Source organism: Streptomyces sp. NPDC049597, assembly GCF_040675505.1.
Lineage (GTDB): Bacteria > Actinomycetota > Actinomycetes > Streptomycetales > Streptomycetaceae > Streptomyces.
The window spans coordinates 13589-37319 of the sequence record NZ_JBFAOY010000022.1 but is presented as its reverse complement, the minus strand read 5'-3'; the positions used below and the strand labels follow the sequence as shown (position 1 = coordinate 37319).

The window sequence follows — 23731 nt, the reverse complement described above, 5'->3', positions numbered from 1 at the left end:
CAAGGTGCCGACCGGCCTCACAAATCGGCTCCCTACCGACCTTCAGCAGGAGCTCGGGTGAGCACCGCTGCGGCCGCGTCCTCGGTGCAGGCCTGCGCGCCATCACCCCGCCGGGCGAGGCGTCATGCCTCGAGCGAGGCCGGTCCGGTGATACCGCTGCCGATCGACAATCCGCTGCGGCTGACACAGACGATGCGCGGACGGTTGCTCGCAGCTCTCCAGGCCCTCGTCAGTGCTCCTCAGGTGTCGGACGCCGCCCGGCTTGCAACCGTCGTACTCACGGCCAAGGCCAGGGCCTCCGCGGGCTATTCGACATCGATCTGGGCAGCCGAGCTCGGCCGCTGGCTGGGAGTGTCCCAGTCGACGGTCGCGCACTCCGTGCTGCCCGAGCTACGCCGAGCTGGCGTCCTCGGATCACGGGTCACGACCAACTCGGCCGGCCACACGACCGGCCTGGAGTGCTGGATCATGCCCATGTACCGGGCACAGCAGGCCCGCCACCGACAAAACCCCCTCGCCCTGTCGCGCACGGAACTCGCCGTGCTGTTACGCCTGTGTGAGTCCCTCTTCGGTCCCGGCTGGTCCCCGAAGGACCGGGCGCCGACCCCGCCTGGGCTGCTCGCCGGGCGCAGGGGCCGGGGAGCGGCGACGGACCGGCTCGGACTGCTGCTGATGGTCCTGTCGTCGAACTCGAAGGGCTGGCTTCGTCTTTGCCCCGGAGCCGTCGACACGAGGCGGGGCCGTCCCGCGGCGACGGTCGCGCGGCTGTTGGGCTGCTCGCCGGCGACCGCAGCGAACGTTCTGTCGCGTCTGCAGCGGCACGGCGTCACGGAATCCGTACGGCAGCAGACAGCGTCTGGTCTGCAGGGGAAGGCTCGGCTGAGGGTGGTGCCGGTGGCCGAGGCCTGCGCCCGCTCGGCTCATGGGGTACGCCAGGCTGCCGATGCCGTGGCGTCAGACCTCCCTGCTACTGCATCCGGAGATCTCGAAGGGCCCGCCGCACGCCACCCCCTTGCAGCCACTGGGCCTTCAGGGGTGAGCGGTAAGGGCGCAGACCTCGCCGCTGCTGCACACCACCACGCTCTCCACGCTTCTGTGGCTTCTGGGGTGGATCCAGTGGCGCTCTCTCCTGGGTTTTCCGGCGAAGGCCGTGGGGGGTTCCGTGGTCTGCCGGACCGCGCGGGCCCGCGCGAGGATCAGGCCCGGGATGCTCCTGATCGTGGCCCTCTGACGTTGGTCACTGGTGAGGCTGGCCCGCTGCGCGGGGACAAGCCGAAAAAGTCCGTCCCCCTCGGGAAGCTTCCGGAGGAGCTCAAGGCATCGCCGGCCGCAGCCAGGCGGGCGACTCCAGGTACCCGGCAGCGAGCCACAGCAGTGCCGCCGCCCGAAGACCTGAGGATCGCCCTCGCACCGGTGCGGCAGCTGTGGGCGCGCCTGGACCGCCCCTACGTCCGGCACTTGATCACCGGCGCGGTGCGCGGCGAGCTCGCGAAGGTAGCGGGCTACGCGGGCCGCGCAGCAGCCGACGACGTGCTCGCCGACCGCCTGTCCCGCCGCCTCCTTGCCCAGGGAGGCCCCATGGCCGTCACCGATCCGGTCGGCTGGCTGATCAGCCGCGGGCTGCCACAGCGCCCGGGCTGCTCCGACGTCCGATGCGACGAACACGTGCGGCTGGACACCGGTGACGAGTGCGCCACCTGCAACTACCTGATCGACGACCGGCGCGCGCAACGCCGCCGGATCGCGGCCGCGGTCGATGCGGAGCTCCCTGACGTCGACGAGTCCGACCGACGGGCGGAAACCGAGCGGCGCCTGCACCAGGCGACTACAGCCGAGGCCTGGGCGAAGCGGCAGCGCCGAGAGCAGCTCGAGGCCGAGCGTGCCAAGCTTCGACCGGCCGCCGCAGGGACAGGGACCGCAGCCTCGGTCAACGCGCTCGACGAGCCGTTGACCGAACGAGCACAGACGTTCCTGCCCGCGCCCGCCCTTCCGGGCACCCTCGGTGCCGCCACCCAGTACGACGAACAGACGCCGCTCATCCTGGAAGCCCTGTCCCGCGACCAGGTCCTCGACTGGCGCACTCGCGCAGCGAAGGACCACCAGCTCGTCCTCGACCACATCACCCAGTACGGCGAACCCTCCGCCCGGCGACTGTTCACGAACTCTTTCGTCGACCAAGTCCAACGCCTTCAAAAGGCCCGCCACCTCGTACTGGCACACACCACGTGGGGACACCCGTGAACAGCGAACTCTCCGGCGTCGATGCAGGCGTGCGCCCGAAGCCGCTGGCCTGGGCGCCAAAGACCCATCTCGTGACGCCCCGGCTGCTCGCCGCCGCGAGCGCGGCCGCCGACCGGGTGGCCGTCCAGGCAATCCGCATCCTGCGCGTACGCCGAACAGATCACCGGTGGCCATCACTGGGACTTCTGGTGGGACTGATCCACTTCCCAGGAACACTCACCCATCCCGGGCGAAGCGGTCCCTCAAGGCCCTGGCCCCTCGTTCCCCGTGACTCCCCGCTCGATCTGGAACGGATGTGGCACGACCACTCTTCATTCCGAAATACTCGGCTGGCCGCACATCCTTGGGCCGGTGGGCCGTGCGCCTATCAGTCAGAAGGGAGGTTCGAGATCGCCGCGGCCATCGCTATGTGGGCCGCAGTCCCAGGGCTCTTCCTGAAAAGGTTCAATGTCGGTGACGTCGTGGCCCCATGCTTCGAGGGCCTTCCAGGCAACGCGCCGGTTAGGGTCGTTGCTGCTGGTGTCTAGGATGCGGCGCGCGTGCACGGCGAGGTGATCGCGGCGCTGGGCAAGCGCGGGGTGTTCTGCGAGGATGAGCGCTGCGAGGCCGGCGGCTTCGCGCACCTCCTCGTGACTGTCCTGCAGGAAGGGCGCGACGGCTCGATAAAGCATCGGGCGCAGGTCCCGAAAGGCCGCCAGCGTGGTGTCGTGGGTGAGGAAGCCAGGGAAGTATCGCTCGGTGCGGTCGACAATCTCGTCGGAGGCGTCGTAGGCCGTGGACACCAACCAGTTCAACAATGTCGCGCGGATGGGGACGTTGCGATACGGCCGGAGGGTCATGGCCGCCGGGTGGGCGAGGATGCCGGCGATATACATGGCGACGGGGGCGGTGGCCTCGTAGATGCTGTTCTGGTGGCCGACCAGCTCACTCAGTTCCGACAAAGCGGTGACCTGCACCTTGGGATCAGGCTCCAGCAACCGTGCCAAGACCTTGGGAAGGCACTCACCGTTCCCGAAAGCCGTCTGGAGCGAACCCCAGTCAGTCTCCGCCAGGACTACCTGATAGGGCGGCAAGTCAGGCTCGCGGGGCGCCCCGGCCGTGGAGCTGCTGTGGTTCACAGGCCAAACCTAAACCAGACTTCTGACACGATTCCCGTCCGGGCCAGCTAGAAGCCGCTGTCTTTCCGACTCGGCGCCGGTGTTCTTGTCGATTCTGTCCAGGCCCGCTGGCTCGCGCTCCCGGGACCAACCGGGCCCCAAGTCCGCGCGGGCGCCAGGTTGAATGTGTCGTCCAGGGCTACCAGCTGACGCTGAGGCGGCGGGGCGTTGGGCCGGATCGGTCTTTGGCGACGAGGACGTTGACTTCGGCCGGCTCGGTGCGGTCGAGGAGGGCCACGGTGTCCGCGTGGTACTCCATCTCTGCGGCGATGCCTAGGTCGTCCAGGTGCAGTTCGTGCCCTTGTCGGCGGGGGCGTTCAAGTCGGGCGATGAGTAGAACGGGCGGCTGGCCGAGGTACTCGCTCATGGCGATGTGCTTCAGTTCGAAGGACACGGGCTCCACCTGTTCGGGGCGGGTGACGCGCCGGGATCCGTCGTCGGTGTGCATGAGCTGCAGCCGGTCGATGACAACCAGGTCCGCCCGGACTCTGCTGTCGACCATGTCCGTCAGCTTCGTCTCGATGCCTGCGGCGGTCAGAGGTTGGCTGCGGTGGATGGTCAGCCCCGGCACGGGATTGCGGGCAGTGAGGTCGGGGGCGAACATCGCCACCCGCAATCCCCGCGCTGCGTTGTGGACGGCGATGTCGTAGCCGGCCTGCGCCTCGCGGCTGCGGGAGCGGGCTCCGAGGCAGCTGAGGTGACCGACATTCAGGTTGATGACGTCATCCATCTCCGGCCATGGCGTCATGCCCGTTCCGTCCAGGCGGTCGGAGCCGGAGATTTTGTCGGACCAGCTACTGCAGGGAGTAGCGGCGTACGAAGGGCGACCTCGTGAGCTCGTCCGAGTGGGCCAGGAAGTCGCGCGTCGTCGGCGCGTGGGCGGGCAAGCGGATTTGAGTCCTGACGTGTCCGTCGAGGTCGAGCAGGTGCAGGAGCTCAGGGTGGGCTAGGCGTTTGCTGCAGGGTGCGTCGTGGACGGGATAGGGACCCCACACCCAGTTGTCGGGCTGGTCCTTGGTCACGCCGACCACGGCGATCGTCCCCTCCGAGTCGGGGGCGAGTGGCTCCAGGCACACTGGGCAGTCGTAGCTCACGGTGTTCCCTTTCCTAAAGGGTCGGGTGTGTCACGTCCGATCTGCTGGCCTCGGAACGAGCCGCGGGGTCAGCGGCACGTGCGTGACGGGGGTCCAGGCCCCGCCCGGGTTCGCAGGTGCTATTGGGCGAGGTGGCAGCGCTGGACGGGGACACCGGCCACGGCCGCGTGTTTTTGATCGCCTGCGAGTGGCACTGAGCGAAACGTCACCGAGCCAGGAGATAGCCGGCGAGGCGGGAGCGGGCTCGGCCAGGGCTGATTCCGAGCGCCTGCCCGATCGTCTTCGGTGACAGCTCGTCTGCCTCTGCGGCAGAGGCGGCTTCGCGTCCGACGTCTCGGGTGAGGCGTTCTAGCGTGGCCACGGCCTTCAGTGCCGTCGCGGGTGCCTGCTCGGCAAGCCGGGTCAGCTGCTCCTCCAGTCGGCCGAGGGTCTCGGAGATTTCGTCGGGCAGCGGCACCGTCCGACGTTCGACGCAGTGGATGTGGTCGACCCAGTCAATGTGGGGGCGGGAGGTGTCGATGTCTTGAAGACCGCTGTCGTCCGCCTGCTTCCAGTCGATCGGGTAACTCTCACCGCGCCAGCCGCACGCACACGCCGCTCGGTAGGAAGCCCCCTTCGGCCTGCCCATTTGCCCGTCGTATGCCCACCACTCGCCCGTCCGGCAACCGGAACCCGATCCGCTGCCGACGTCCAGATACACAGGCTGCGGCTCGCTGCCGTCGGAGAGGACCGCTCCCACGATGCCTTCATGTGACTCGCCGAACGCTTCCGTCATCCAACCCATGACACCATCTCCAGCCTCCCACTCCCGGCACGCTGCCCGACCACTCTCCCGTCCTGACGCCCGGCAGCTCGCGGGCAGACTGGCCGGCGGCGCGCCAAAGCTTCTTCCGTCCATGAGGATGCCCTAGACCGGCGGCGCGAGAGGGGCGATTAATCCGAAAGGACCGGCGCTGGCAGCCTATGGCTGTCAGAAGCGCCTGCTCCCCGCGCTCAGCCCGCCCGGCTCCGAAGGACCTTCGGCGGCAGACTTGCGGTACTGCCGGGAGAGCGGGGGACCTGCCTCTGCCGCCCCGAAACGCCGACTAGGGTGCTGCTGAGATGAATCGCACCGATTTCTCCGGCTGACTGCAGCCCTGAACCGTCCGAGGTGAGCGTGCATGCCCGGTCCCGATCTGCCGCCGGCACCCGCGCCAATGACTACAGAAGCTCTGGTAAGCCGGTGGCCGACAGCGACCGAGAGAGTGGAGCTCGTCCAAGGCGTCATCATCTTCACGGGCCGCTTCGACGAACGTGACCTCATCACGGCCCAGCGCGCGTATCCAGGGCGTCGTTGTGTGCTGAACGTCGATGGCGGGCTTGAAGTACATCCTGCCGGGCCCGGAGACCTCGTTCCGCTGGTGGACTGATCGGCCTGCCGCCAGATGCGTACTCGAAGCAGCTGCTCGACCGGTGGCCGGGCTGCCTGGGGGGTTTATGGCGATGGGGCACTACGCCCCTGCCGCCGCGGCACCAATGGCCTTGCACATCACGAGCACCCCTGCCTGCCGGGCTCGGCCCTGTACGAGGTGGCGGAGGCGGACCAATGACCGGCCGTGCCGACACCTGGGGGCGACGAGCAGGCCGTGACCGTCACCGAAACCCGCCTCTACCGCGAGGCCACTGCGCGAGTCCCGCATGCTCCAGCAGCCCCTGGGCTGGCCCCAGCTTCGCCGTCACCCGCGGCTCCCATTCCTTGTCAGCCACTCCTCGAGAGGACGTCGCCGCCGCGCAGCAGGCCCCCACAACGGATACGGCACGGCGGACGAGGCCATGGCGAACCACGCCGCGTTCATGGCCCAGTCGGGTGCGGGGGAAGATCGCATCGCCGGCACCGTGGGTGAGTAGCGGCAGTTGCCCCGCGACGCGCTGCACCGCCTCTTCCCCCAAGCCGTGGGCAGCAGCGGTCTGCATCTCATGCGCGCGCAGTTGATCGAGCACTCCGGGCTAGAGCGTGTCTCCTTGTTCGGGAACCAGTGCCAGCTGAACTGGCGGTCGAGAAGTCAGACGACGTACTGGATCAACACCCGGGATGGGACTGGCGTCGCCAACCAAGCACGGACCTGCGGTAGTACGTCTTTCATCTGCGGGCCCAGATGAGGAATGCCGGTCGTGACCGTACTCCAGCTCGATCAAGCCAGAATGCCTTGGCCTTCCACGGTGGTCTCCAACCACAGGGCGAAGCCCGGGTCTTCGGTGATCTGCAGCCGCAGGCGCTCACGGCCGAGCAGCGTGCGGGTCATCGGTTTGTACAGGGCGGCGTCATCGCCCAAGGCGGCGTGTAGTTCGGCTGAGGCTTCGGGGCTCTGGCGCACCAGGTGGCTGTGCGCTCGAGCAGGGCGGCGGTACGCATGTCGGTGGCGGCGCTCGGGTCGTAGGGCCGCGGCCCGGGATCTCCCGGCTCCCAGGTGCGAGCGGCCTCTGTCTGTTCGTCGATGTTCATGTGCCCCCTCGATGACCAGGAGGTCAGGGTAGTTGGTCGGGCCGCCCCGGACCTGGCCGCGCTCCCCCCACTACGACCCCGAAGGCAGAGGCCGTCAGCTGCGTGGCCGGCGCAGGTTCTCCTGCGATGACAGCTCATGCGAACCCACCGAGACGCTGCCACGCCCGGCCGGCGTGCGGCGCCTTTGGCGGGCTCCTCAGAGGGCCAGGAGCGGATCCTGCCGGCGGCGCTGAACAGAGCCGTCGTGCTCGGAAAGGGATTCCGGGAGGCGGATGGCCCGGTCCGTCATGAGCCGGGCCGGGCCATCGTGCATCGCTATCCCCCCGCACCCTGCGCGGGGGTACCGTCCCGGTAGGCCACTACGAGGGACGGAGCCAAGTATGCCTGGCACGACGGACACTGGCACTGGGGCGCGCATTGCGACGAACCGGCGTCTCCGGGGCATGACCCAAGTGCAGCTCGCGAATAAGGCGAACGTCTCCTACAGCCTGCTGACGAAGGTGGAGGCCGGGATCAAACCCGCTTCGGCTGCGCTCACCGCGGCGTGCGCTAGAGCGATGGACATGCCGGTTACGGCACTGAACGGTCAGCCGTTCAGCGTCGAACACTTCCACGACAACCTGGACGGGCCGCTCGCGGAGCTGCGGGCGGCGCTCGACAACTGGGACATGCCGCTGGAAGAGGTCCCGGTTCGCACGATGAGCGAGATCCGCGCGGACATCGACCGCCTGGTGAAGGTCCGTCGCGGCGCTTCCTTCGGTCAGATCGCACAGTGGGCACCGGCACTGATCAACGAGCTCGTGCAGTTCTCGCAGACCCTGACGGGCGAGCATGCTCGCCGGGCGCACCACATGCTCGTGCAGGTCTACCGCTCGGCCCATGACGTCGCGTACGGGCTCGGTTTGACCGATCTTGCGTCGCTGCTGATGACGAGGATGGACTACTCGGCGAGCCGGTCGGGAGACCTGTTCCTGATGTCGCTGTACCGGTACATGCGAGCGCAGTCCACGTTCTCAACGGGTCGCCACGAGGTCGGACGCAAGATCATCGACATCGCGCGGGACGAGATTGCCGCCGAGGTCGCAGCCGGCCACCCCGCCGCTCTGTGCGCGGCGGGGAACTTGAACCTGCGAGCCGCGATCCTTTCGACGCGACAGGGTGACGGACCGGCGGCACGCGAGGCGCTGAAGGAGGCGAGGAAGCTCGCGGAGATGCTGGGTGACGTCGAGGTCGAGGGTGGCCTTGCCGACGGGCATCATCTGATGTCGTTCGGGCCGACGAACGTGGCCATCCACGCATCGGCCGTCGAGCTGGAACTGGGGCAGCACGGCAAGGCCCTGGCCCTCGCGAAGAAGGTCACCTTCCCCGAGGGCTTTCCGCCGGACCGGGTGGGGCACCATTGGATTGACACCGCCCGTGCGCAGCTCTGGACGGGCAAGACGGACGACGCGCTGGCATCGCTGATGAGGGCGAAGAAGGCGGCGCCGCAGCAGGCGAAGTATCACCCCAGCGTCCGGGAGACGGTCGCAGGCCTGGTCAGGGCCGCCAGGTCGACGCCGGACACGCTGATCGGGTACGCCCACTGGGTGGGCGTGCAGCCGTAACTCCGCCCGTGTGCCGAAACTTTCACCAACTGTGAAAGTCACTGGGCTTTCTATGTAGTTACCTGGTTACTGGCCGTTCGGTTCCTGACCCCGAGCGGCCTACCCCCGAGAGCACGGGGCCGCCACCGATGCAACAGGGTGGCCGGTGGCGGCCCCGCGCTTGCGCCAACCGGAGGAGCCAGGATGCCCGGCACGGCCAGAACAAGGACACGGGACACCTCATGGATGGACCGTGACAACGAGATCCCCTGCATGTTCAGCAGCTCTGGCACACCCCGCGTATCCGTGACCCCAGACCTGCGGCTGAAGCGGTTACCGGACCGGCTCAGCGAGCCACTGTTCACCACCCGCCCCACCCGGGTGCGGCGCGTGGTCGCCTACACGCCGGCCAGACGTTCACCGGGACCGGCCATCGCCGCGATCGGGCCGGCCGACACCGGCCCCGCCGAGGTGAACCCGTTCGACATGCCCACCGGTGAGACGGCGGAACGCCGCTGCGACCCCGCGAAGTTGCGCCGTATCTCAAGCATCAGCCAAGGCCCGGAGCCTGCCGCATGAACACGGTGCGGGAGCTGTCGGCGGCGGACTGGGACCAGTGGTGGAACAGGGACCGTATCCCGCGGCTCATCAGCGACGTCGAGCTTCAGAAGTTCCTCACACGGGTGAGGCCGAAGCCGGGCATGACAGCTGTGGGCATCGGATGCGGGGACGGCCGATGGACACGGCAGCTCGCCCGCTGGGGCATGAACGTCACCGGCTACGACCACTCCCGGGCGGCCATCAGACTCGCCTGCGCAGGCGGCATGTCCCCGGGCCTTGAATACCACCGCTGGGACGTCGACGCCGACACGATCCCGCCCTCCCTCGTCCCGGGCAGCGTCGACGTGGTGACGCTGCGCCTGTCGCTGGCGTACATCGACTGGGCTCGCTTCCTCACCGACGCCGCCCGCTGGCTGAGCCCGGAAACCGGCGTCTTGTACGCCCTCAGCGACGTCACCCGATACGGCGACGACGTCCAGCAGGATCCGTTCCGGCGCGCCCTGACCGAGGAGCAGCTCGCCTCACTCGGCCACGGCTGGGCGTCCTGCGAGCGGTACAGCATCGGGCCCCGCACCGCCCTGGTGCTGCGCGGTCCCGGCGGCTGAACCAGACCGCCGCCCCCTTGTCCGACGCCAGACCCCGCCGCCGTGACGGAGGCTCGGGCTCGGGGGCGGGTTCAACCTCCCGGCACGGCACGGTCAGTGCGACCGCGCCCAACCTCCTCGCCGCGTGGAATGGCAACCGTGCCGTGCCGGGAGCCGATCAGAGTTCGATGACTGGAGGCACAGTGTTCAACCACGCTGACAGGCTCCCGACCAACGACGCGATCCCCATGGGGCACGCAACGCCCATCCCGTGGGGGACCCAGCGCATGGCGCCGTATCCGGCCATGGCCCCCGCCTATGCGAGTGCCGAGATCGACACGGTCACCCAGACGGCCGTCTACCGCGACGCGGCCGGCGGCGTGATGGAGATGCCGGGCCACGGCACCAGCACGGGCACCAACCCGGCCACCAACACCGGCAACCCGTCCGATGGTTCGGGACCCGGCGGCGGCGGTGGCGGAGACCAGGACTCCGGGAACGACTCCGACCAGTGAGCCAGGTCGGCCCGGTGCTGGTCGTCACCATGATCGACGACCCCACGGCCGACCTGGTGATCCGCGAGCTCCACGACCGGAACACCCCGGTCGTGCGGCTCGACTCCGGGGACTTCCCCGCCACCTTGTCGGTCGCGGCCACCCTCACGCCGCAAGGCATCACCGGAACGCTCTCCACCCCGACGCGCACCGCCGACCTCTCCCGCGTGCGGTCGCTCTACTACCGGAGACCGTCCGGATTCTCCTTCCCCCACCTCGACGAGCAGGACGCCAGATTCGCGCTCACCCAAGCCCGGTACGGGCTCGGCGGCGTCCTGGCCTCCCTGCCCGGCTGCCTGTACGTCAACCACCCGCACCGCATCGGCGACGCCGAGTTCAAGCCCTCCGGTCTAGCAGCCGCCGCCCAGTCCGGATTACAGGTCCCGGCAACACTCATCACGTCCGAGCCGGACGCCGCGCGCGCCTTCGTCAAGAAGCACGGCCCGGCGATCTACAAGCCCCTGTCCACCCCGCTGTACCGTATCGACGGAGTGTCCTGCACCGTGACCGTCGACGAGGTCACGGCCGACCAGATCGACGACCGCGTCTCGGGCACCGCCCACCTGTTCCAGCACCGCATCGACAAAGTCGCGGACGTCCGCGTGACGGTCATCGGCCACCGCGTGTTCTACGTGCGAATCGACTCGGATCTCCTCGACTGGCGCACCGACTACGAGCGGCTGTCCTACTCCGTCGTCGAACCGCCCCCCGGCATCGAGGACGCTCTGTGGCGCTACATGGACTTCTTCGGGCTGGTCTTCGGCGCTTTCGACTTCGCCATCGACCGCACCGGGACATGGTGGTTCCTCGAATGCAACCCCTCTGGCCAATGGGCATGGCTGGAACCCCCGACTGGCCTGCCCATGGTCGCGGCCATGGCCGATCTCCTGGAGCGCAGCAGATGAGCGACGACAAGATTCTCCGTGAACGACTCGCCGACGAACTGACCGGCAACGGCAGCCTTCGATCACCGCAGTGGCGTCAGGCGGTGCTCGACGTGCCCCGGCACGAGTTCCTCCGCGGTGGGTACTTCCGCCAAGTCGACGGGCCCGGGCCCACCGGGTGGGAACCGGTCATGCCCGACGCCCCCGCATGGCTGCCCGCCTGCTACTCCAACGAGTCGCTGGTGACGCAGATCGCCGGCACCATCGTGCCGGGAGACATCCAGGGCCGGATCTTCCGGCAGCCCACCAGCTCCAGCACCCTTCCCGGCCTCGTCGTGCGCATCCTGGAGGAGGCGCACATCGAGGACGGCAACAAGCTCGCGCTGATCGGCGCCGGCACCGGAGCATCGACCGCGCTGGCGTGCCACCGGCTCGGCGACGACCTGGTCACCGCGGTTGAGTACGACCAGGACGTCGCCCAGCGTGCGCGCACCTCACTCGCCGCGTGCGGTATGAGCCCTGACCTCGTCACGGCCGACGGCCTGCTGGGCTACGAGCCGAACGCGCCGTACGACCGGCTCGTGGCGACGGTCGGCGTCCTCAACATTCCGCGTGCATGGATCGAACAGGTCCGGCCGGGCGGCCTGATCGTCGCGACCGTCTGCGGCTGGATGTACTCCTCGGAACTGGTCCGCCTCACCGTGCACGACGACGGAACCGCGACCGGCCAGTTCCTCGGCGGGCAGGTGTCCTTCATGCTCGCCCGGCCGCACTTGCCGCCGCCGCTCGGGATGCTGCCCGACCTGGACGACGGCGAGGAATGCGAAGCGACCGTCGGTCCCGATGCGCTCGACGACTGGACCGCCCGGTTCGTCGCCCAGACCGCAGCGCCGCGCACCCAGCGCTTCCAGATGGAGCGGGCAGAGGGCGGCACACAGCACGTCTTCCTGGACGTCGACAGTGGCGCGTGGGCGGCGCTGCACCGCGAGGGCAATCGGTGGCTGGTCCGCCAAGGCGGCACGGCCGGCCTGTGGCACCGGATCGAGGATCACGTCACCAGGTGGCAGCGCGACGGGCAACCGGACCTGGAGCGCTTCACCATCACCATCACGCCCGAAGGACAGAGCATCACATGGTGATCGCGGACGTGAGGGGCAGAGAGGACGGCAACAGTGCTCGTTGCTCTCTGGTGAGCGGCGGTATCCCCGTGTAGCGTCCTCATCAGATGTCGTGGTTCCGCAGTACCTGCCCGCGCTCCGGCGCGGGCGCTTTGCTGTGCACTGCCGTTGGGCCAGGACGATCACCCCGGGAGCCGCACGGTGCGGCTTCCTTTCCCGACCGGGAGGCTTGAGCATGGCCAGCGGAACCGTGAAGTGGTTCAACTCCGAAAAGGGCTTCGGCTTCATCGCGCAGGACGGCGGCGGCCCCGACGTCTTCGCCCACTACTCAAATATCAACTCCAGCGGCTTCCGTGAGTTGCAGGAGGGCCAGAAGGTGACCTTCGACGTCACCCAGGGGCAGAAGGGCCCGCAGGCGGAGAACATCACCCCGGCGTAAGCCAAGGCGCCTGTCCGTCCCCTCGCGAGCGGGGACGGACAGGCACTGCACCGCTTCATCCTTCATGCACCGGTGGCGGCGTCGAGCCATCAGGTAGCCGTTCGCCCTGGCGCTCGGTGAGCATCTGGCCGACGGACCGGACGTGTCCGGTGAGGGCCTCGAACTCGGGCAGTTTGGCCAGGACCGTCGAGGTCCGTTGTCCTCTCACTCGAAGGCCGCAGCCTCGTGCCAGGGGGTATCCCACTGCCACGGTTCCGCGGAGGGATCGAGCGCAGGCCGATAATGACGCACGAGGTACTCGGCCGCAGCCTCGAGGGGCACGGCAGCAGACCCTGCCATACCCACGCTGGTCCCCGGTACGGGCTCCAAAGCGATCGAGATCAGACCGGCAGGGTCGTCGGGTACCCCCGCGACCGGGATCGGCAGCAGAGGGCCGCCACAGTCCGGGGCACCCCCGTGGTTGGCCAGCGGTTCACCGTTCCCGTCGAGCAGGAACAACCTCGTCATCTTGAGGTGCTGAGGCTGAGTCAGCAGCACCTGCGTCTGCAGGCCTTCCGTGAGGAGCACGGACAGACGTGCCGCACGCGCATCGACCCTCACTCCTGCATCGCCCTGGCGATGCGCCCCGATCAGTTCAGCCGGACGCCGACGCCCCCGCCTCATCGTCAACCTCACGACATCCCTTCCCGAGCACCGGTGAGCGGATATACGAATCTGACACCGAGCGTAGCCCGCCAGCCGCCATACGGGCTGCGGCCCGTCGAAGTCAGCGCCGCGTCGCAGGTCGGCCGTGCTGCGCCGGAGGTGTTCAGCACGATGGACTCGGCAAGCAGGCCCCGGGCAGAGGCGCTCTCATGCGCCGGGAGTCCGGCTGCCCGCGCCCGGGCTGCTGGTCAGCAGGCGGGAAAGGGCTGCAGCGCGGCGAGCGGAGACCGGCGGCCTTTGCCGACCGCGCGGACCTTAGGAACAGTTCAGCTGTCTCAGTGGCTGCCTGTCTCATCAGCTCCGCTGCGATACGTCAAAGGAAGCTGTTCGTGACTCAAGATCAGGTGTCTCAAAGATTTTACTGTTCCATGAAGGGGTTCTGTGGTTGCCAGCGGCCTGTCTTCCGTTGGCTCTCAATCGTTGGCGTTGCTTGCCAGCTCCTGTCGTGCAGTTGATCAAGAGTGCTCGTCAGGCTGGATTAGCTCGGCAAGTTCTCCTAGGTTGCTGAGTGCGGGGGCGAGGCGGGCAAGGGTACGGAGCCGGATCGCGTAGGCGCGGCGTTGGATGTCCGTGCCGTGCTCGGCGATGGCCTCGGCGTGCTGGCGGGCCTGGTCGGAATCGCTGTGGGCCGCAGCGGATACTGTGGCGAAGAATGCCCCGGTGATGCCGGTAAGTACGTCCGGGCGGGCGTCCAGAACGCGATGCATGAATGGGACATCTGCCTGGTCGACGGCGGTGAATGCCTGCTCGATTGCGACGTCCCGGTCGGTGACGATCTCGTAGATCTCGTCGTAGGTGAGAGTTTCGGTGAGTTGGAGAACGGCGAGGTGCAGGCGCGCGCTGGGTGCGTTTGTCCCGGCGAGCAATGCCTGGACTTCTCGCGTGCGTAGTTTGCTGCCGTGTTCCTCGAGGAAGTCTCTGGACTCCGCCCAACTGGGAGTTGCGATCCACTCGCGGAGTAGCTGGGATACTTCGTAATAGTGCCTTCCACGGTCCAGGACGGTGTCAAAGCCTTCGGTATCGACCTGACCGAGGAAGACAGTGAGGTTGTCGATGGCCGGGTTTTGGGGGAAGAGAGCCGCAGCCAGTTCCAGGTGATGGCGGAAGTCCGGTTGCAGGAGCCGCTCGGCGTGCGCGCGTAGGAATGCTTCGGTGGCGGGCCAGCCGGCCACCTTGGCCCATTGGTTGAGAAGTTCGACAACGTCGTCGGGCAGGGGGTCACGGGCCCAGTTGGGCAGCCGCGGATCTTGGATGCCGAGGCTCGTTACGGTACTCCGTACCTGTTGCCGGGCCCGGCTCAGGGATGGTGGATCGCCGACAGCGCAGGCCAGCGCCGCCCAGACGAGCTGTTCTACGGCAAGAGCGACGTCAGCATGTGCAACAAGATAGTCGGCGTAGTGGGCACGAAGTTCCGCTTGGGCGAGCGGGCTGAGTTCCAGGTCAATGATGGCCTCCTCCCAGGCGGCAGAGGGGACTTTGGCGCCGTTCTGCAGGTCGGTGAGCTTGTTCAGGTATATCGCCAGGTTGGGGAGGTGGGTGTCTGGGTCTGTCTTCGCCAGGGTGCGGTAGTAGTCGACGGCCTCGGTGATCGAGGCCAGAGCCGCCCGCTGATCGCCGACCTCGCTCTGCCGGATGGCGAGGTTGTACAGGCTGCCAGCGAGGTTGGGAAGATAGACGGCCGGGTTTGCCTTCGCCAGGGTGCGGTAGTAGTTGACGGCCTCGGTGATCGAGGCCAGAGCCGCCCGCTGATCGCCGACCTCGCTCTGCCAGAGGGCGAGGTTGTTTAGGTACATCGCGAGGTTGGGGAGATGGGTTGCCCGGTCCGTTTCCGCCAGGGTGCGGCAGTAGTCGACGGCCTTGGTTTGCGAGGCCAGAGCCGCTTCATGGTCGCCGACCTCGCGCTGCTGGACGGCGAGGTCGTTGAGGCTGTCGGCGAGTTTGGGGAGGTAGGTGGCCAGGTCCGCCTGGGCGAGGGCGAAGTAGTAGTTGACGGCCTCGGTGATCGAGGCCAGAGCCGCCCGCTGATCGCCGACCTCGCTTTGCTGGATGGCGAAGTTTTTGAGGTACATCGCGAGGTTGGGGAGATGGGTGGCCTGGTCCGCTTCCGCCAGGGTGCGGCAGTAGTCGACGGCCTCGGTGTGCGAGACCAGTGACGCCCGCTGATCGCCGACCTCGCTCTGCCGAGCGGCGAGGTCGTTCAGGCTGTCGGCCAGGTCGGGAAGGTGGGTGTCTGGGTCTGTCTTCGCCAGGGTGCGGTAGTAGTTGACGGCCTCGGTGATCGAGGCCAGAGCCGCCCGCTGATCGCCAGCCTCGTTCTGCCGCCTAGCGAGGTTCTTCAGGGACATCGCGAGGTTGGGAAGGTGGGTGTCTGGGGCTGTCTTCGCCAGGGTGCGGTTGTGCTCGACGGCCTCGGTGATCGAGGCCAGAGCCGCCCGCTGATCACCGGCCTCGCTCTGCCGAGCGGCGAGGTTGTTCAGACCGTCGGCGAGGTGGGTGGTGGGGTCTGTCTTCGCCAGGGTGCGGTAGTAGTTGACGGCCTCGGTGATCGAGGCCCGAGCCGCCCGCTGATCGCCGACCTCGCTCTGCTGGATGGCGAGGTCGTTCAGACCGTCGGCGAGGTTGGGGAGGTGGGTGTCTGGGTCTGTCTTCGCCAGGGTGCGGTAGTAGTTGACGGCCTCGGTGATCGAGGCCACAGCCGCCCGCCGATCGCCAGCCTCGCTCTGCCGAGCGGCGAGTATGTTCAGGCTGTCGGCGAGTTTGGGGAGATAGGTGGCCCGGTCTCCTTGAGCGAGGGCGTGGTAGTAGTCGACGGCCTTGGTTTGCGAGGCCAGTGCCGCTTCGTAGTCGCCGACCTTGCTCTGCTGCCTGGCGAGGTTGGTGAGGCTGTTGGCGAGGTTGGGGAGGTGGGTGTCTGGGTCTGTCTTCGTCAGGGTGCGGTTGTGGTCGACGGCCTCGGTGATCGAGGCCACAGCAGCCCGCTGATCACCGACGTTGCTCTGCAGGATCGCGAGCTTGTTCAGGTACATCGCGAGGTTGGGGAGGTGGGTGTCCGGGTCTGTCTTCGCCAGGGTGCGGTAGAAGTCGACGGCCTCGGTGATCGAGGCCACAGCCGCCCGCCGATCACCGACCTTGCTCTGCCGAGCGGCGAGGTTGTACAGGCTGTCGGCGAGGTTGGGGAGGTAGGCGGGGTCCGTCTTCGTCAGGGTGCGGTAGTAGTCGACGGCCTCAGCGTTCGAGGCGACAGCAGCCCGCTGATCACCGACCTCGCTCTGCCGAGCGGCGAGGTTATTCAGGGACATCGCGAAGTTGGGGAGATGGACGGCCTGGTTTGCCTTCGCCAAAGCACGGTAGTAGCCGGCGGCCTCGGTGATCGAGGCCACAGCCCCTTCTCGATCTCCGTTATCACCCTGCCGGTTGGCGAGGTTGTACAGGCTGTCGGCGAGGTTGGGGAGGTGGGTGGGGTCTGTCTTCGCCAGGGTGCGGTAGTAGCCGACGGCCTCAGCGTTCGAGGAAAGAGCCCCTTCCCGATCCTCATCCGCACGCTGCTGGATAGCGAGGTTGTACAGGGACGAGGCGAGGATGGGGAGGTGGGTGTCTGGGTCTGTCTTCGCCAGGGTGCGGTAGTAGCCGATGGCCTCGGTGATCGAGGCCACAGCCGCCCGCCGATCGCCGACCTCCCCCTGCTGAACGGCGAGGTTGTTCAGGAATATCGCGAGGTTGGGGAGGTGGGTGTCTGGGTCTGTCTTCGCCAGGGTGCGGTAGTAGCCGATGGCCTCGGTGATCGAGGCCACAGCCGCCCGCCGATCGCCGACGTTGTATTGGCGGAGGCCGACGCGCTGAAGCTGGGCAGCAATGTTGGCGGGTTGAGAGGTGTCATCGGCCCGCAGGATCGAGAGCCGTCGGAGATCGGCATGCAGGCCGAGTTCGGGGAGGCCGATCGAAGTGACCGGGATGGCGCTGGAGAGCGCACCGAGCCAGGGCACCGCCGGGTCTTTGTCGATGAGTTGGTGGAGCGCGGATAGCGCGGTGCCGCCTTGCTCCATAGCGATAAGGAGGAGGGACTCCCAGCGGTCTGTTCTGGCGCTGCCCCACGCCGTCACCATGTCTGTGGTGCTGTCGGGTGCAGCTGCGGCGGCACGGTTGAGCTGGCGCAGGGCGGACAGAAGATGGTCGCCCTCAAGGCCGTCCAGGATGCTGGTGAGCAGAGCTCCGTCGTCGTGGAGTTCGTGGAGAGTGAGGTGGTCAGCGATGGGGTCCGGGCGCAGGACGAGGGGCTCGCCAGGCCCGGGTTGCAGGCAGGTGGTCAGTGTGGTGCGGACTGTCTCGCGCCATTGTGTGTCGTCGCGGAGCTCTTCCACGGCGCGTAGCGCGGCATGGACTTCTCTGCGGGTGGTGGGCGCGCGCAAGGTGAGGCTTGCGACGGATCGGTTGAGGACGTCGAGGGGAGCGTCGGCGTCTTTGGGTAGGCCGGCGATTCGGTTGTGGGTCTGGGTCCAGTAGGTGCGTTCGTGGGCGAGGACTTCTTCGTAAAGCTCCTCGCGTGTAGTGGGGAGCTGGTCGGGGCTGCGGGCGGCGAGGAGGGCCAGCAGGATGAAGTCCAGGGTGGTCCAATCGGCCGGTGCAGCCTGGTCGGCGGCCTCAAGGTCGAGGTCGGTGTCGGGCCCCTGGTGGAAGGTACGGGCGGCGCGACGGAAGATGGCGGCGCCGGCGGGGTGCTCGGGCGGGAGGTGCAGGGGGTCGCCTTCGCGGACGAGGTGGCCGTCGCGGTTCCATGTCCTGCGTAGAGTGGTGAGCCATTGGCCGTTGATGGCGCGGGCGGTCATGATGACGATAGCGGGCGCGGCGCCGCGGTCGACGCGGCGTTTGAGGATGGTCAGTAGGTGTTCGGCGTCGGCGGTGCGGGCGTCGGCGTAGTCGAGGACGATGAGGGTGGGGGAGACGACAGTGCCCAACCAGTCCCGCCCGGTGGCGCCTTCGCGTAAGTATCCGGTGTACCAGCCGTCGCGAGTGGCTAGTTGGTGGGCGAGCTCCAGAGCGAGTCGGGTCTTGCCCGCGCCACCGACGCCATGGATAACGGCGATGCCGGTGTAGGGTCCGGCGGCGGCGGTGCGGCACCAGTCGGTGAGGATGGTCAGCTCGTCCCGGGCCTGGAAGGGCACCACCGCGTGCTCGGCTTGCAGCACCTGCAGGGGCCGGTGCACAAGCGGGTCCAGCGCCACATACGGCGGGCGCAGCGGCTGGTCGTCAGGGCGGTCAGCCGGAGCATGGGTGTCGCGGGCACGCCAGGCACGGCCGATGTCGACAGCCAGACGCCAGGTCCACTCGCGGGCGTAGCGGGCCCCAGCACGCGCAGCATCGGTGAAGGCGGCGCTTGCGCCGAGGATGGGTGAGGAGGGCAGGGCCTGCGCGACGCCGATCGGGTCCAGTAGCAGCAGCGGCCTCGATGGCCCCGTAGGGTCGGTCTGGACCAGCTCGTCGAAGCCTCCGGGGCGGTTGGCCCATACGTCCACGTCCGGGATCTGGATGCCGTAGGAGTCGTCGGAGCCGAGGTCGTCGATCCACACGCCGAGCAGGGCGTGGGCGGCGCCTCCAGGCTCGGGCGGGTCGAGGATAAGGACGAGGGGATGCAGGCCGGAGTGGAGGCAGGCGCCAGCCAGGATCAGGGCGAGGTCCAGACAGGTGGCGTGCTTGGGGCACCACAGCACCTCGCCGGGCTGACGGATGACCTGGCGGTCGGGATCGTCGGAGGGCTCCTCGTGGGAGTAGGTGATCCCGGCACCGCTCAGTGCCTCGTACACCGCCTGGGCCTGCCCAAGCCGGCTGTCGGCCGGGGGTCCGGGCAGGTGGAGCAGGGCTGCCACCTCGTCGGGCAGCACGTACTTGGCCAGCGCGGCCGGTTCCCCGTCGAGGGACCAGCGGGGCCACGAACCGGCAGAACTCATGGAACCACCACCGCGAGGGTGTCGGACGCGGACAGGTCACCGACGCCGGGCACGGCCCGAACACTCACCCGCACGTCATAGAGACCGGGCTCCTGGCCGGGCAGTTCCGTGACGTAGCTACCTCCGTCACAGTCCCACTCGAGCCGAACTTCCGCGACCGCAGACCGCGGGCCGCGCACCGGGCGCAGGGTGGCCCAGACCGCGAGCCCGGCCTCGCCGGTGGTGGCCTCCTGCGGCAGGCTGCCCCCGCGCAACCGCACCCGAAGCGGGATCGTGGCGCCCTGAGCGTGGAGTTCGTCCATATCCAGGCCGAGGGCGGCCTCGCGTTCCTCGCCGCGGGCCGCGGTCAGCCTCTGCCGTTCCTCGTAGACCTGGACCAGGCCGGCAATCCAGTCGGCGGAGACGATGGGACCGTGGCGGTCGCGGGCCCGCCAGCCGGAGGTGTCGTGGCCGTCCATCTCCACCGGCACAGCCGAGATTGCCGGTACGGTGCCGTCGCCATGATCTTCCTCCCAGCCCGCCAGCTCCAGCCAGTCCGGCAGCATCTTGCTGACCTTCAGCGCGTGGCCATCCCAGACCGCCGAGCCCGCAGTGCGGTGGCTCCAGCCCAGCCGGGGCACCACCTGCGGCTCGGCGCCGCTGCGCGGCATGGCCTGCCACGCCTGTTCGATCTCCTCATGCAGCGCGAAGCCCTGCTTCGCCAGCAAGCGCAGGCTGTCCAGGGGAACATCATGGGGGTAGAGGGGAGCCGCGGCGGCGGTGTCCCAGACCATCGGGTAGCGGGGCAGCAACTCGGCCACCGACGGCCACTGGCCCAGCAGGTCGCTCACCCCGTCCAGCCGGATCCCCGCCACCCGTACACCGTTGGCCAGCAGTTGCAATGCCTTCGGGGCGCCGCGGTGAGGCGTGCCCAGTGTGATCAGGGCCCGGCACAGCGACCAGCCTTCCAGCGGGCCCAGCCAGTACCGTGCGATCAGACCGCCCATCGAATGAGCGACCACCACGACCCGCCCCGCCCGCTCGGACGGGGCGACATCCTGCAGCCGGTTGTGGACGTCGGCGGCGAGCAGCTTCGCGGCGTGCCTGACGCTGAGGCGGAAGTCGTACGGGAACAGCACCACGTTCGCGTCTGGGTTCCGCCGGTCTGGGTGCCCAACGTCGATGACCGTACCGGGCAGGGCCTGGAGGTTCGCCACCAGCCGTTCGTAGCCAGGGACAACAGTCCAGCCCGGCAGCAGCCGCTTGGAGCCAATCAGACCCACCGCCCGCAGCGGCTCATCCATCGACAGTCGGCACGGCCGCGACAGCAGGTCGGCGATGTCGCAGAAGCCTGCGTCCCACACAGTCTCCGGCTGTTTGAGGCCGTCCTCAGGCCGCCGCTCCAGCACGCTGCCACCGATCCCGGGCAGCACGTAAACCAGATGCCTGCGTCCCATTTCCCCAGCCTCCCCCGCCCGGGCCGCATCCACCAGTCCACACCAAGCCGCTTCTTTTACCAGTAAAAGGTAGACGGCGGGAGTTCCGGGAATATCCCCCTTTCAAAACCTCTCGACTCGCGCGGTTTCTGCAGACGCGGTAGAGGACAGCACGGCGCTGACGCGGCCGTACCCGGCGGACGGAGACGTCAAGCACCAACGGTCTCACTGTCTCCGGCGCCAACGCCCGCCCGTGGCGCGCGGCGCGGTCGGACCTGTCGAGGAGGGATCGGTACAGCCTGCGGTCTCACGCTGGATGCCCGTTTACTCCTGGGGATGGAGGGAGGTCAGTCGTCGGCTGCTGCCGAGTTTCTTCTTCAGAGCGAGGTTTTCGTGGTAGAGGTTCGCGGTCACCGTCGCGAGGGCGTCGAGTTCGCCGTTGAGCTGCGTGATCTCGGCTCTCGCCTTACGAAGCTGCCTGCGGAGCTCGGCGATCGTCTCGTCCCGGGCGACCTCGCCGGGGGTGCGGAGGACGGGTCGGGCGACCTTGGCGTTCCACTCAGCGAGGATGTCGTCGGCGCGGTGGACGGTCGCGTGGCTGACCTGGGCTTCTCGGGCGAGGTTCTCCTTGGTGAGGGCGCCGTCGGTGTGCAGGGGCTCGCCGGCCAGCAGCCGGGCCATGGCCTCGCGGAGCTTGGTGGCGGTCTTGGCGGACACCGGCATCAGGAGGTGACTCCTTCTTGTCGAAGTGTTCGGGTGATGCGCTGGACGTCGGCGAGACGGATCAGGACGGCCTCGCGGCCGGGTGGTGCCAGGGTGGGGTCCTGGGCTCTGGCTGTGAGGTCGTCTTCCTCGGCGATCCAGATCGGTGCATGTCGTCGGGTGATCACGGAGTTGCGGCAGCGGTCGGGTTGGCAGGCGCCGATCAGCGGGGCCGTGCCGCGCTGATCGGCGGGCGAGCAGCCTCGCATCGACGGCCCAGTCGTAGAAGTTGTTGATCAGCGACCGGCGCTTTCGCCATGTGGCCGGCTTGTCCGGCGCCTCACGATGCTCGGTGCAGTCCTCCCGGTAAGCCACCAGATCGTCTTCCGTGGCCGACACCAGGTCGGTCGGCACGGGGAGCTGGCCCAGGAAGTCGACCAGGTCCAAAGCGTCGTACGTGTAGTCCTCCAGCGACTTCGCCTTGAGCGACTTCGACAGCTCCAGGAAGAACGAGCACAACGGCTCAGCCGGACGCATGCCGAGATCAAGGAAGAAGGGCGTGCCCTCCTTCACCGCCCCGGGCCGCTGTACGTACGCCACCGCATCGAAATCGACTCCCGGCGGTGCCTCGTAGAACCGACGCACCTTGCCGTGAGACACAAAGAAGTGATCCACCCCAACTCCCTCTGAGACAACAAGAGGTCAGGGAACCTAACGGTCTCCCCGCTCTCCCGGTGTCGCCTCAGATGGCACATGAGACAGTCAGAGATCCTTGTCCTAACGCAGCCGCTCCCAGTCGACCTTGGTCCGTGTGACAGGCAGCGCGTCGACCGAGTCCGTGGTGTAGAGCGGGACGTCGACCGCACCGGCCTGGCTCGTGCCGAAGCGGACCTCTACCGACTGCGCGGGCTTGATCCACCCAAGCCGCACCATGTGGTCGAAGACAGCGGCGGCGCCAGGCCGGCCGGTGGTCTCAGCCGATCGGCCGGCGGATCTCCTCGCGGACCTGAGCCGTCGCCTCCGCCGCAGCGGCGAGGTCGACCTCCTCCGGGGACTGCGTCGCCCCGGCGGCCGTGATCACCGACACCGACGCGTTGGTGTTCTCGTCGGCCCACGCGCAAATGGGAAGCGGACTGCTGCCGCCGCCGGTCTGTGCCATGGTGACGACCTGGCAGGTGATGGTGACCTCCGAGCCGGCCGGGGTGAAGTCCTTCGCCGGTACGGAGAGCGTGGCGCCGTCCGCCGTAGCGGCGCCGTCGAGGATCTGCCTGCGGGCTGCGTCCGGGTCCTTGATGCTGCCGTGCATGCCGGAGAGCACCAGTACACCGCCCTCGGACTTCGAGGTGTACTGGGCCACGGTGGCCTGCGGGTCACGGATGTTGGACTCGTCGACGGCGGACGACTCGAGCTGCTGCTGCCGCTGGGCGGACTGGTCGTCGGCGAGCTCGTACTTCCCGTCGAGGAGCGTCTTCGGTGCCGTCAGTTCGTACTCTGTCGCCGGGAATTCGCTGCCGCCGCCCGCATCGTCCGAGCGCTCGTTGCCGCTGTTGCCGAACCAGACGAGGAGGAGGATCAGCGGGATCGCACCGAGCGCCAGGGTGAGCGTCAGGCCGGTCCGGTTCTTCCTCGGCGGCGCCGGTGGCGGGCCGTAGGGCGGGGGGCCGCCCCAGCCGCCCGCCGCCGGGTGAGGCGGCTGCCCGTAGCCGGGCTGCGGATGCCCCGGCTGCGGGTACTGCGGATACTGCTGGTACTGCGGCTGGCTGTACGGATTCGGCTGCTGCCCGTACGGGTTCTGCGGTGTCGACATGACCATGACGCTACTTCACCGGCAGTGGCACCTCTCCACCCCACCGGCACGCTAGGCACCTCGTCTTGGCGCCGGTGCCCGATGTGGAACTGCCAGGCGGGGGGACTTCCGGGCGGCGAGGCTGCCTGCGAGCCCTGCTCCTCAGCGCCGCTCGCCGGTGTCCGACCCTCGCGCGGCGGCGTGCAGTGGTAGGGGCGGCGACGTGGTGCCGTACCGTCGGCCTGCCGCCGTGAGCCAGCGTTCTTCCTCTACCCCCACGATCGCGCCAGCGACCCCACCGGCATCCACCGCCACGGCGCCCCCGGCGAAGTGGTCGACCCGAGAACCGTGGAACCCAAGAAGGTCGGCGAGAGGAGCCACCGGTCCCCGCGCGGCACGGCCGGCACAGCGATATCAGCTCCGAACTGACCGCCCGGAGGACCCGAACTCCCGGCCACGCGGCCGGACGAAGCCCCCGTACCGC

Annotated in this window: 19 protein-coding genes and 2 pseudogenes; 9 read left to right on the top strand and 12 right to left on the bottom strand. The window is 68.3% G+C overall.

The annotated features are described in order from the left end of the window. The first annotated feature begins 1374 nt into the window (after positions 1-1374). Positions 1375-2241, top strand: a complete 867-nt coding sequence (locus tag AB0K02_RS23490; protein WP_365994467.1) for a hypothetical protein — start codon at positions 1375-1377, stop codon at positions 2239-2241. Positions 2242-2612: 371 nt separating this feature from the next. On the opposite strand, the gene AB0K02_RS23485 is transcribed toward AB0K02_RS23490, so the two are convergent. The 5 genes from AB0K02_RS23485 to AB0K02_RS23465 all read right to left on the bottom strand — a co-directional run bounded on the left by AB0K02_RS23485 (position 2613) and on the right by AB0K02_RS23465 (position 6846). After that, positions 2613-3359 carry a hypothetical protein gene (locus tag AB0K02_RS23485; protein WP_365994466.1) on the bottom strand — a complete coding sequence of 249 codons (747 nt, stop codon included), beginning with the start codon at positions 3357-3359 and terminating at the stop codon, positions 2613-2615. Between the two features lie 178 nt (positions 3360-3537). After that, complete coding sequence (locus AB0K02_RS23480) at positions 3538-4146, bottom strand: DnaB-like helicase C-terminal domain-containing protein (RefSeq protein WP_365994465.1); 609 nt, start codon at positions 4144-4146, stop codon at positions 3538-3540. A 46-nt stretch (positions 4147-4192) separates the two neighbouring features. Then, the gene (locus AB0K02_RS23475) at positions 4193-4492 is read right to left on the bottom strand and encodes a hypothetical protein (protein ID WP_365994464.1); all 300 of its coding nucleotides are present in this window, start codon (positions 4490-4492) and stop codon (positions 4193-4195) included. A 205-nt stretch (positions 4493-4697) separates the two neighbouring features. Further along, on the bottom strand, positions 4698-5267 hold the full coding sequence (locus AB0K02_RS23470) for a hypothetical protein (protein ID WP_365994463.1): 570 nt from the start codon (positions 5265-5267) through the stop codon (positions 4698-4700). A gap of 1396 nt (positions 5268-6663) precedes the next feature. After that, entirely contained in the window at positions 6664-6846 is a 183-nt protein-coding gene (locus tag AB0K02_RS23465; protein ID WP_365994462.1) for a hypothetical protein, read from the bottom strand. Between the two features lie 508 nt (positions 6847-7354). Here AB0K02_RS23465 and AB0K02_RS23460 point away from each other — a divergent pair. From AB0K02_RS23460 to AB0K02_RS23430, 7 genes are all read left to right on the top strand, one after another. Next, entirely contained in the window at positions 7355-8578 is a 1224-nt protein-coding gene (locus tag AB0K02_RS23460; RefSeq protein ID WP_365994461.1) for a helix-turn-helix transcriptional regulator, read from the top strand. A gap of 225 nt (positions 8579-8803) precedes the next feature. Then, positions 8804-9136, top strand: a complete 333-nt coding sequence (locus tag AB0K02_RS23455) for a hypothetical protein (RefSeq protein WP_365994460.1) — start codon at positions 8804-8806, stop codon at positions 9134-9136. After that, the gene (locus tag AB0K02_RS23450) at positions 9133-9723 is read left to right on the top strand and encodes a methyltransferase domain-containing protein (RefSeq protein ID WP_365994459.1); all 591 of its coding nucleotides are present in this window, start codon (positions 9133-9135) and stop codon (positions 9721-9723) included. The genes AB0K02_RS23455 and AB0K02_RS23450 overlap by 4 nt, the downstream gene beginning before the upstream one ends. A gap of 182 nt (positions 9724-9905) precedes the next feature. Next, positions 9906-10217 (top strand): putative ATP-grasp-modified RiPP, encoded by a 312-nt coding sequence (gene tgmA, locus AB0K02_RS23445; RefSeq protein ID WP_365994458.1) that lies wholly within the window; start codon positions 9906-9908, stop codon positions 10215-10217. Continuing rightward, complete coding sequence (gene tgmB, locus AB0K02_RS23440) at positions 10214-11161, top strand: ATP-grasp ribosomal peptide maturase (RefSeq protein WP_365994457.1); 948 nt, start codon at positions 10214-10216, stop codon at positions 11159-11161. Before tgmA ends, tgmB begins: the two co-directional genes overlap by 4 nt. Then, positions 11158-12279 (top strand): ATP-grasp peptide maturase system methyltransferase, encoded by a 1122-nt coding sequence (tgmC, locus tag AB0K02_RS23435; protein WP_365994456.1) that lies wholly within the window; start codon positions 11158-11160, stop codon positions 12277-12279. The genes tgmB and tgmC overlap by 4 nt, the downstream gene beginning before the upstream one ends. A gap of 214 nt (positions 12280-12493) precedes the next feature. Then, positions 12494-12697 (top strand): cold-shock protein, encoded by a 204-nt coding sequence (locus tag AB0K02_RS23430; RefSeq protein ID WP_365994455.1) that lies wholly within the window; start codon positions 12494-12496, stop codon positions 12695-12697. A 204-nt stretch (positions 12698-12901) separates the two neighbouring features. Here AB0K02_RS23430 and AB0K02_RS23425 read toward each other — a convergent pair whose 3' ends face one another. The 7 genes and pseudogenes from AB0K02_RS23425 to AB0K02_RS23395 form a co-directional block, all read right to left on the bottom strand. Then, positions 12902-13264 (bottom strand): hypothetical protein, encoded by a 363-nt coding sequence (locus AB0K02_RS23425; protein ID WP_365994454.1) that lies wholly within the window; start codon positions 13262-13264, stop codon positions 12902-12904. A 593-nt stretch (positions 13265-13857) separates the two neighbouring features. Continuing rightward, complete coding sequence (locus AB0K02_RS23420) at positions 13858-19344, bottom strand: hypothetical protein (RefSeq protein WP_365994453.1); 5487 nt, start codon at positions 19342-19344, stop codon at positions 13858-13860. Next, positions 19341-20780: a hypothetical protein gene (locus tag AB0K02_RS23415; protein WP_365994452.1), complete on the bottom strand. Its 1440-nt coding sequence runs from the start codon at positions 20778-20780 to the stop codon at positions 19341-19343. The genes AB0K02_RS23420 and AB0K02_RS23415 overlap by 4 nt, the downstream gene beginning before the upstream one ends. A 303-nt stretch (positions 20781-21083) precedes the next feature. Then, a complete protein-coding gene (locus tag AB0K02_RS23410; protein WP_365994559.1) occupies positions 21084-21482 on the bottom strand; it encodes a hypothetical protein in 399 nt (132 codons plus the stop codon). A 258-nt stretch (positions 21483-21740) separates the two neighbouring features. After that, a pseudogene (locus AB0K02_RS23405) lies at positions 21741-21998 on the bottom strand (site-specific integrase); the annotation flags it as partial. Between the two features lie 240 nt (positions 21999-22238). After that, positions 22239-22394: a hypothetical protein gene (locus tag AB0K02_RS23400; protein WP_365994451.1), complete on the bottom strand. Its 156-nt coding sequence runs from the start codon at positions 22392-22394 to the stop codon at positions 22239-22241. Positions 22395-22434: 40 nt separating this feature from the next. Beyond that, positions 22435-23268, bottom strand: coding sequence for a hypothetical protein (locus tag AB0K02_RS23395; protein ID WP_365994450.1), 834 nt, complete (start codon positions 23266-23268; stop codon positions 22435-22437). A gap of 228 nt (positions 23269-23496) precedes the next feature. Here AB0K02_RS23395 and AB0K02_RS23390 point away from each other — a divergent pair. Continuing rightward, positions 23497-23676, top strand: a pseudogene (locus AB0K02_RS23390) (DUF6009 family protein); the annotation flags it as partial. Positions 23677-23731 lie beyond the last annotated feature (55 nt).

Excerpts from the sequence above, each read along its gene's own strand:
- AB0K02_RS23420 (WP_365994453.1), bottom strand. The coding sequence starts at position 19,344 with ATGAGTTCTGCCGGTTCGTGGCCCCGCTGGTCCCTCGACGGGGAACCG.
- AB0K02_RS23410 (WP_365994559.1), bottom strand. The coding sequence starts at position 21,482 with ATGCCGGTGTCCGCCAAGACCGCCACCAAGCTCCGCGAGGCCATGGCC.
- tgmC (WP_365994456.1), top strand. The coding sequence starts at position 11,158 with ATGAGCGACGACAAGATTCTCCGTGAACGACTCGCCGACGAACTGACC.
- AB0K02_RS23460 (WP_365994461.1), top strand. The coding sequence starts at position 7,355 with ATGCCTGGCACGACGGACACTGGCACTGGGGCGCGCATTGCGACGAAC.
- AB0K02_RS23395 (WP_365994450.1), bottom strand. The coding sequence starts at position 23,268 with ATGTCGACACCGCAGAACCCGTACGGGCAGCAGCCGAATCCGTACAGC.
- AB0K02_RS23470 (WP_365994463.1), bottom strand. The coding sequence starts at position 5,267 with ATGACGGAAGCGTTCGGCGAGTCACATGAAGGCATCGTGGGAGCGGTC.
- AB0K02_RS23430 (WP_365994455.1), top strand. The coding sequence starts at position 12,494 with ATGGCCAGCGGAACCGTGAAGTGGTTCAACTCCGAAAAGGGCTTCGGC.
- AB0K02_RS23455 (WP_365994460.1), top strand. The coding sequence starts at position 8,804 with ATGGACCGTGACAACGAGATCCCCTGCATGTTCAGCAGCTCTGGCACA.
- AB0K02_RS23400 (WP_365994451.1), bottom strand. The coding sequence starts at position 22,394 with ATGGTGCGGCTTGGGTGGATCAAGCCCGCGCAGTCGGTAGAGGTCCGC.
- AB0K02_RS23450 (WP_365994459.1), top strand. The coding sequence starts at position 9,133 with ATGAACACGGTGCGGGAGCTGTCGGCGGCGGACTGGGACCAGTGGTGG.
- AB0K02_RS23480 (WP_365994465.1), bottom strand. The coding sequence starts at position 4,146 with ATGACGCCATGGCCGGAGATGGATGACGTCATCAACCTGAATGTCGGT.
- AB0K02_RS23415 (WP_365994452.1), bottom strand. The coding sequence starts at position 20,780 with ATGGGACGCAGGCATCTGGTTTACGTGCTGCCCGGGATCGGTGGCAGC.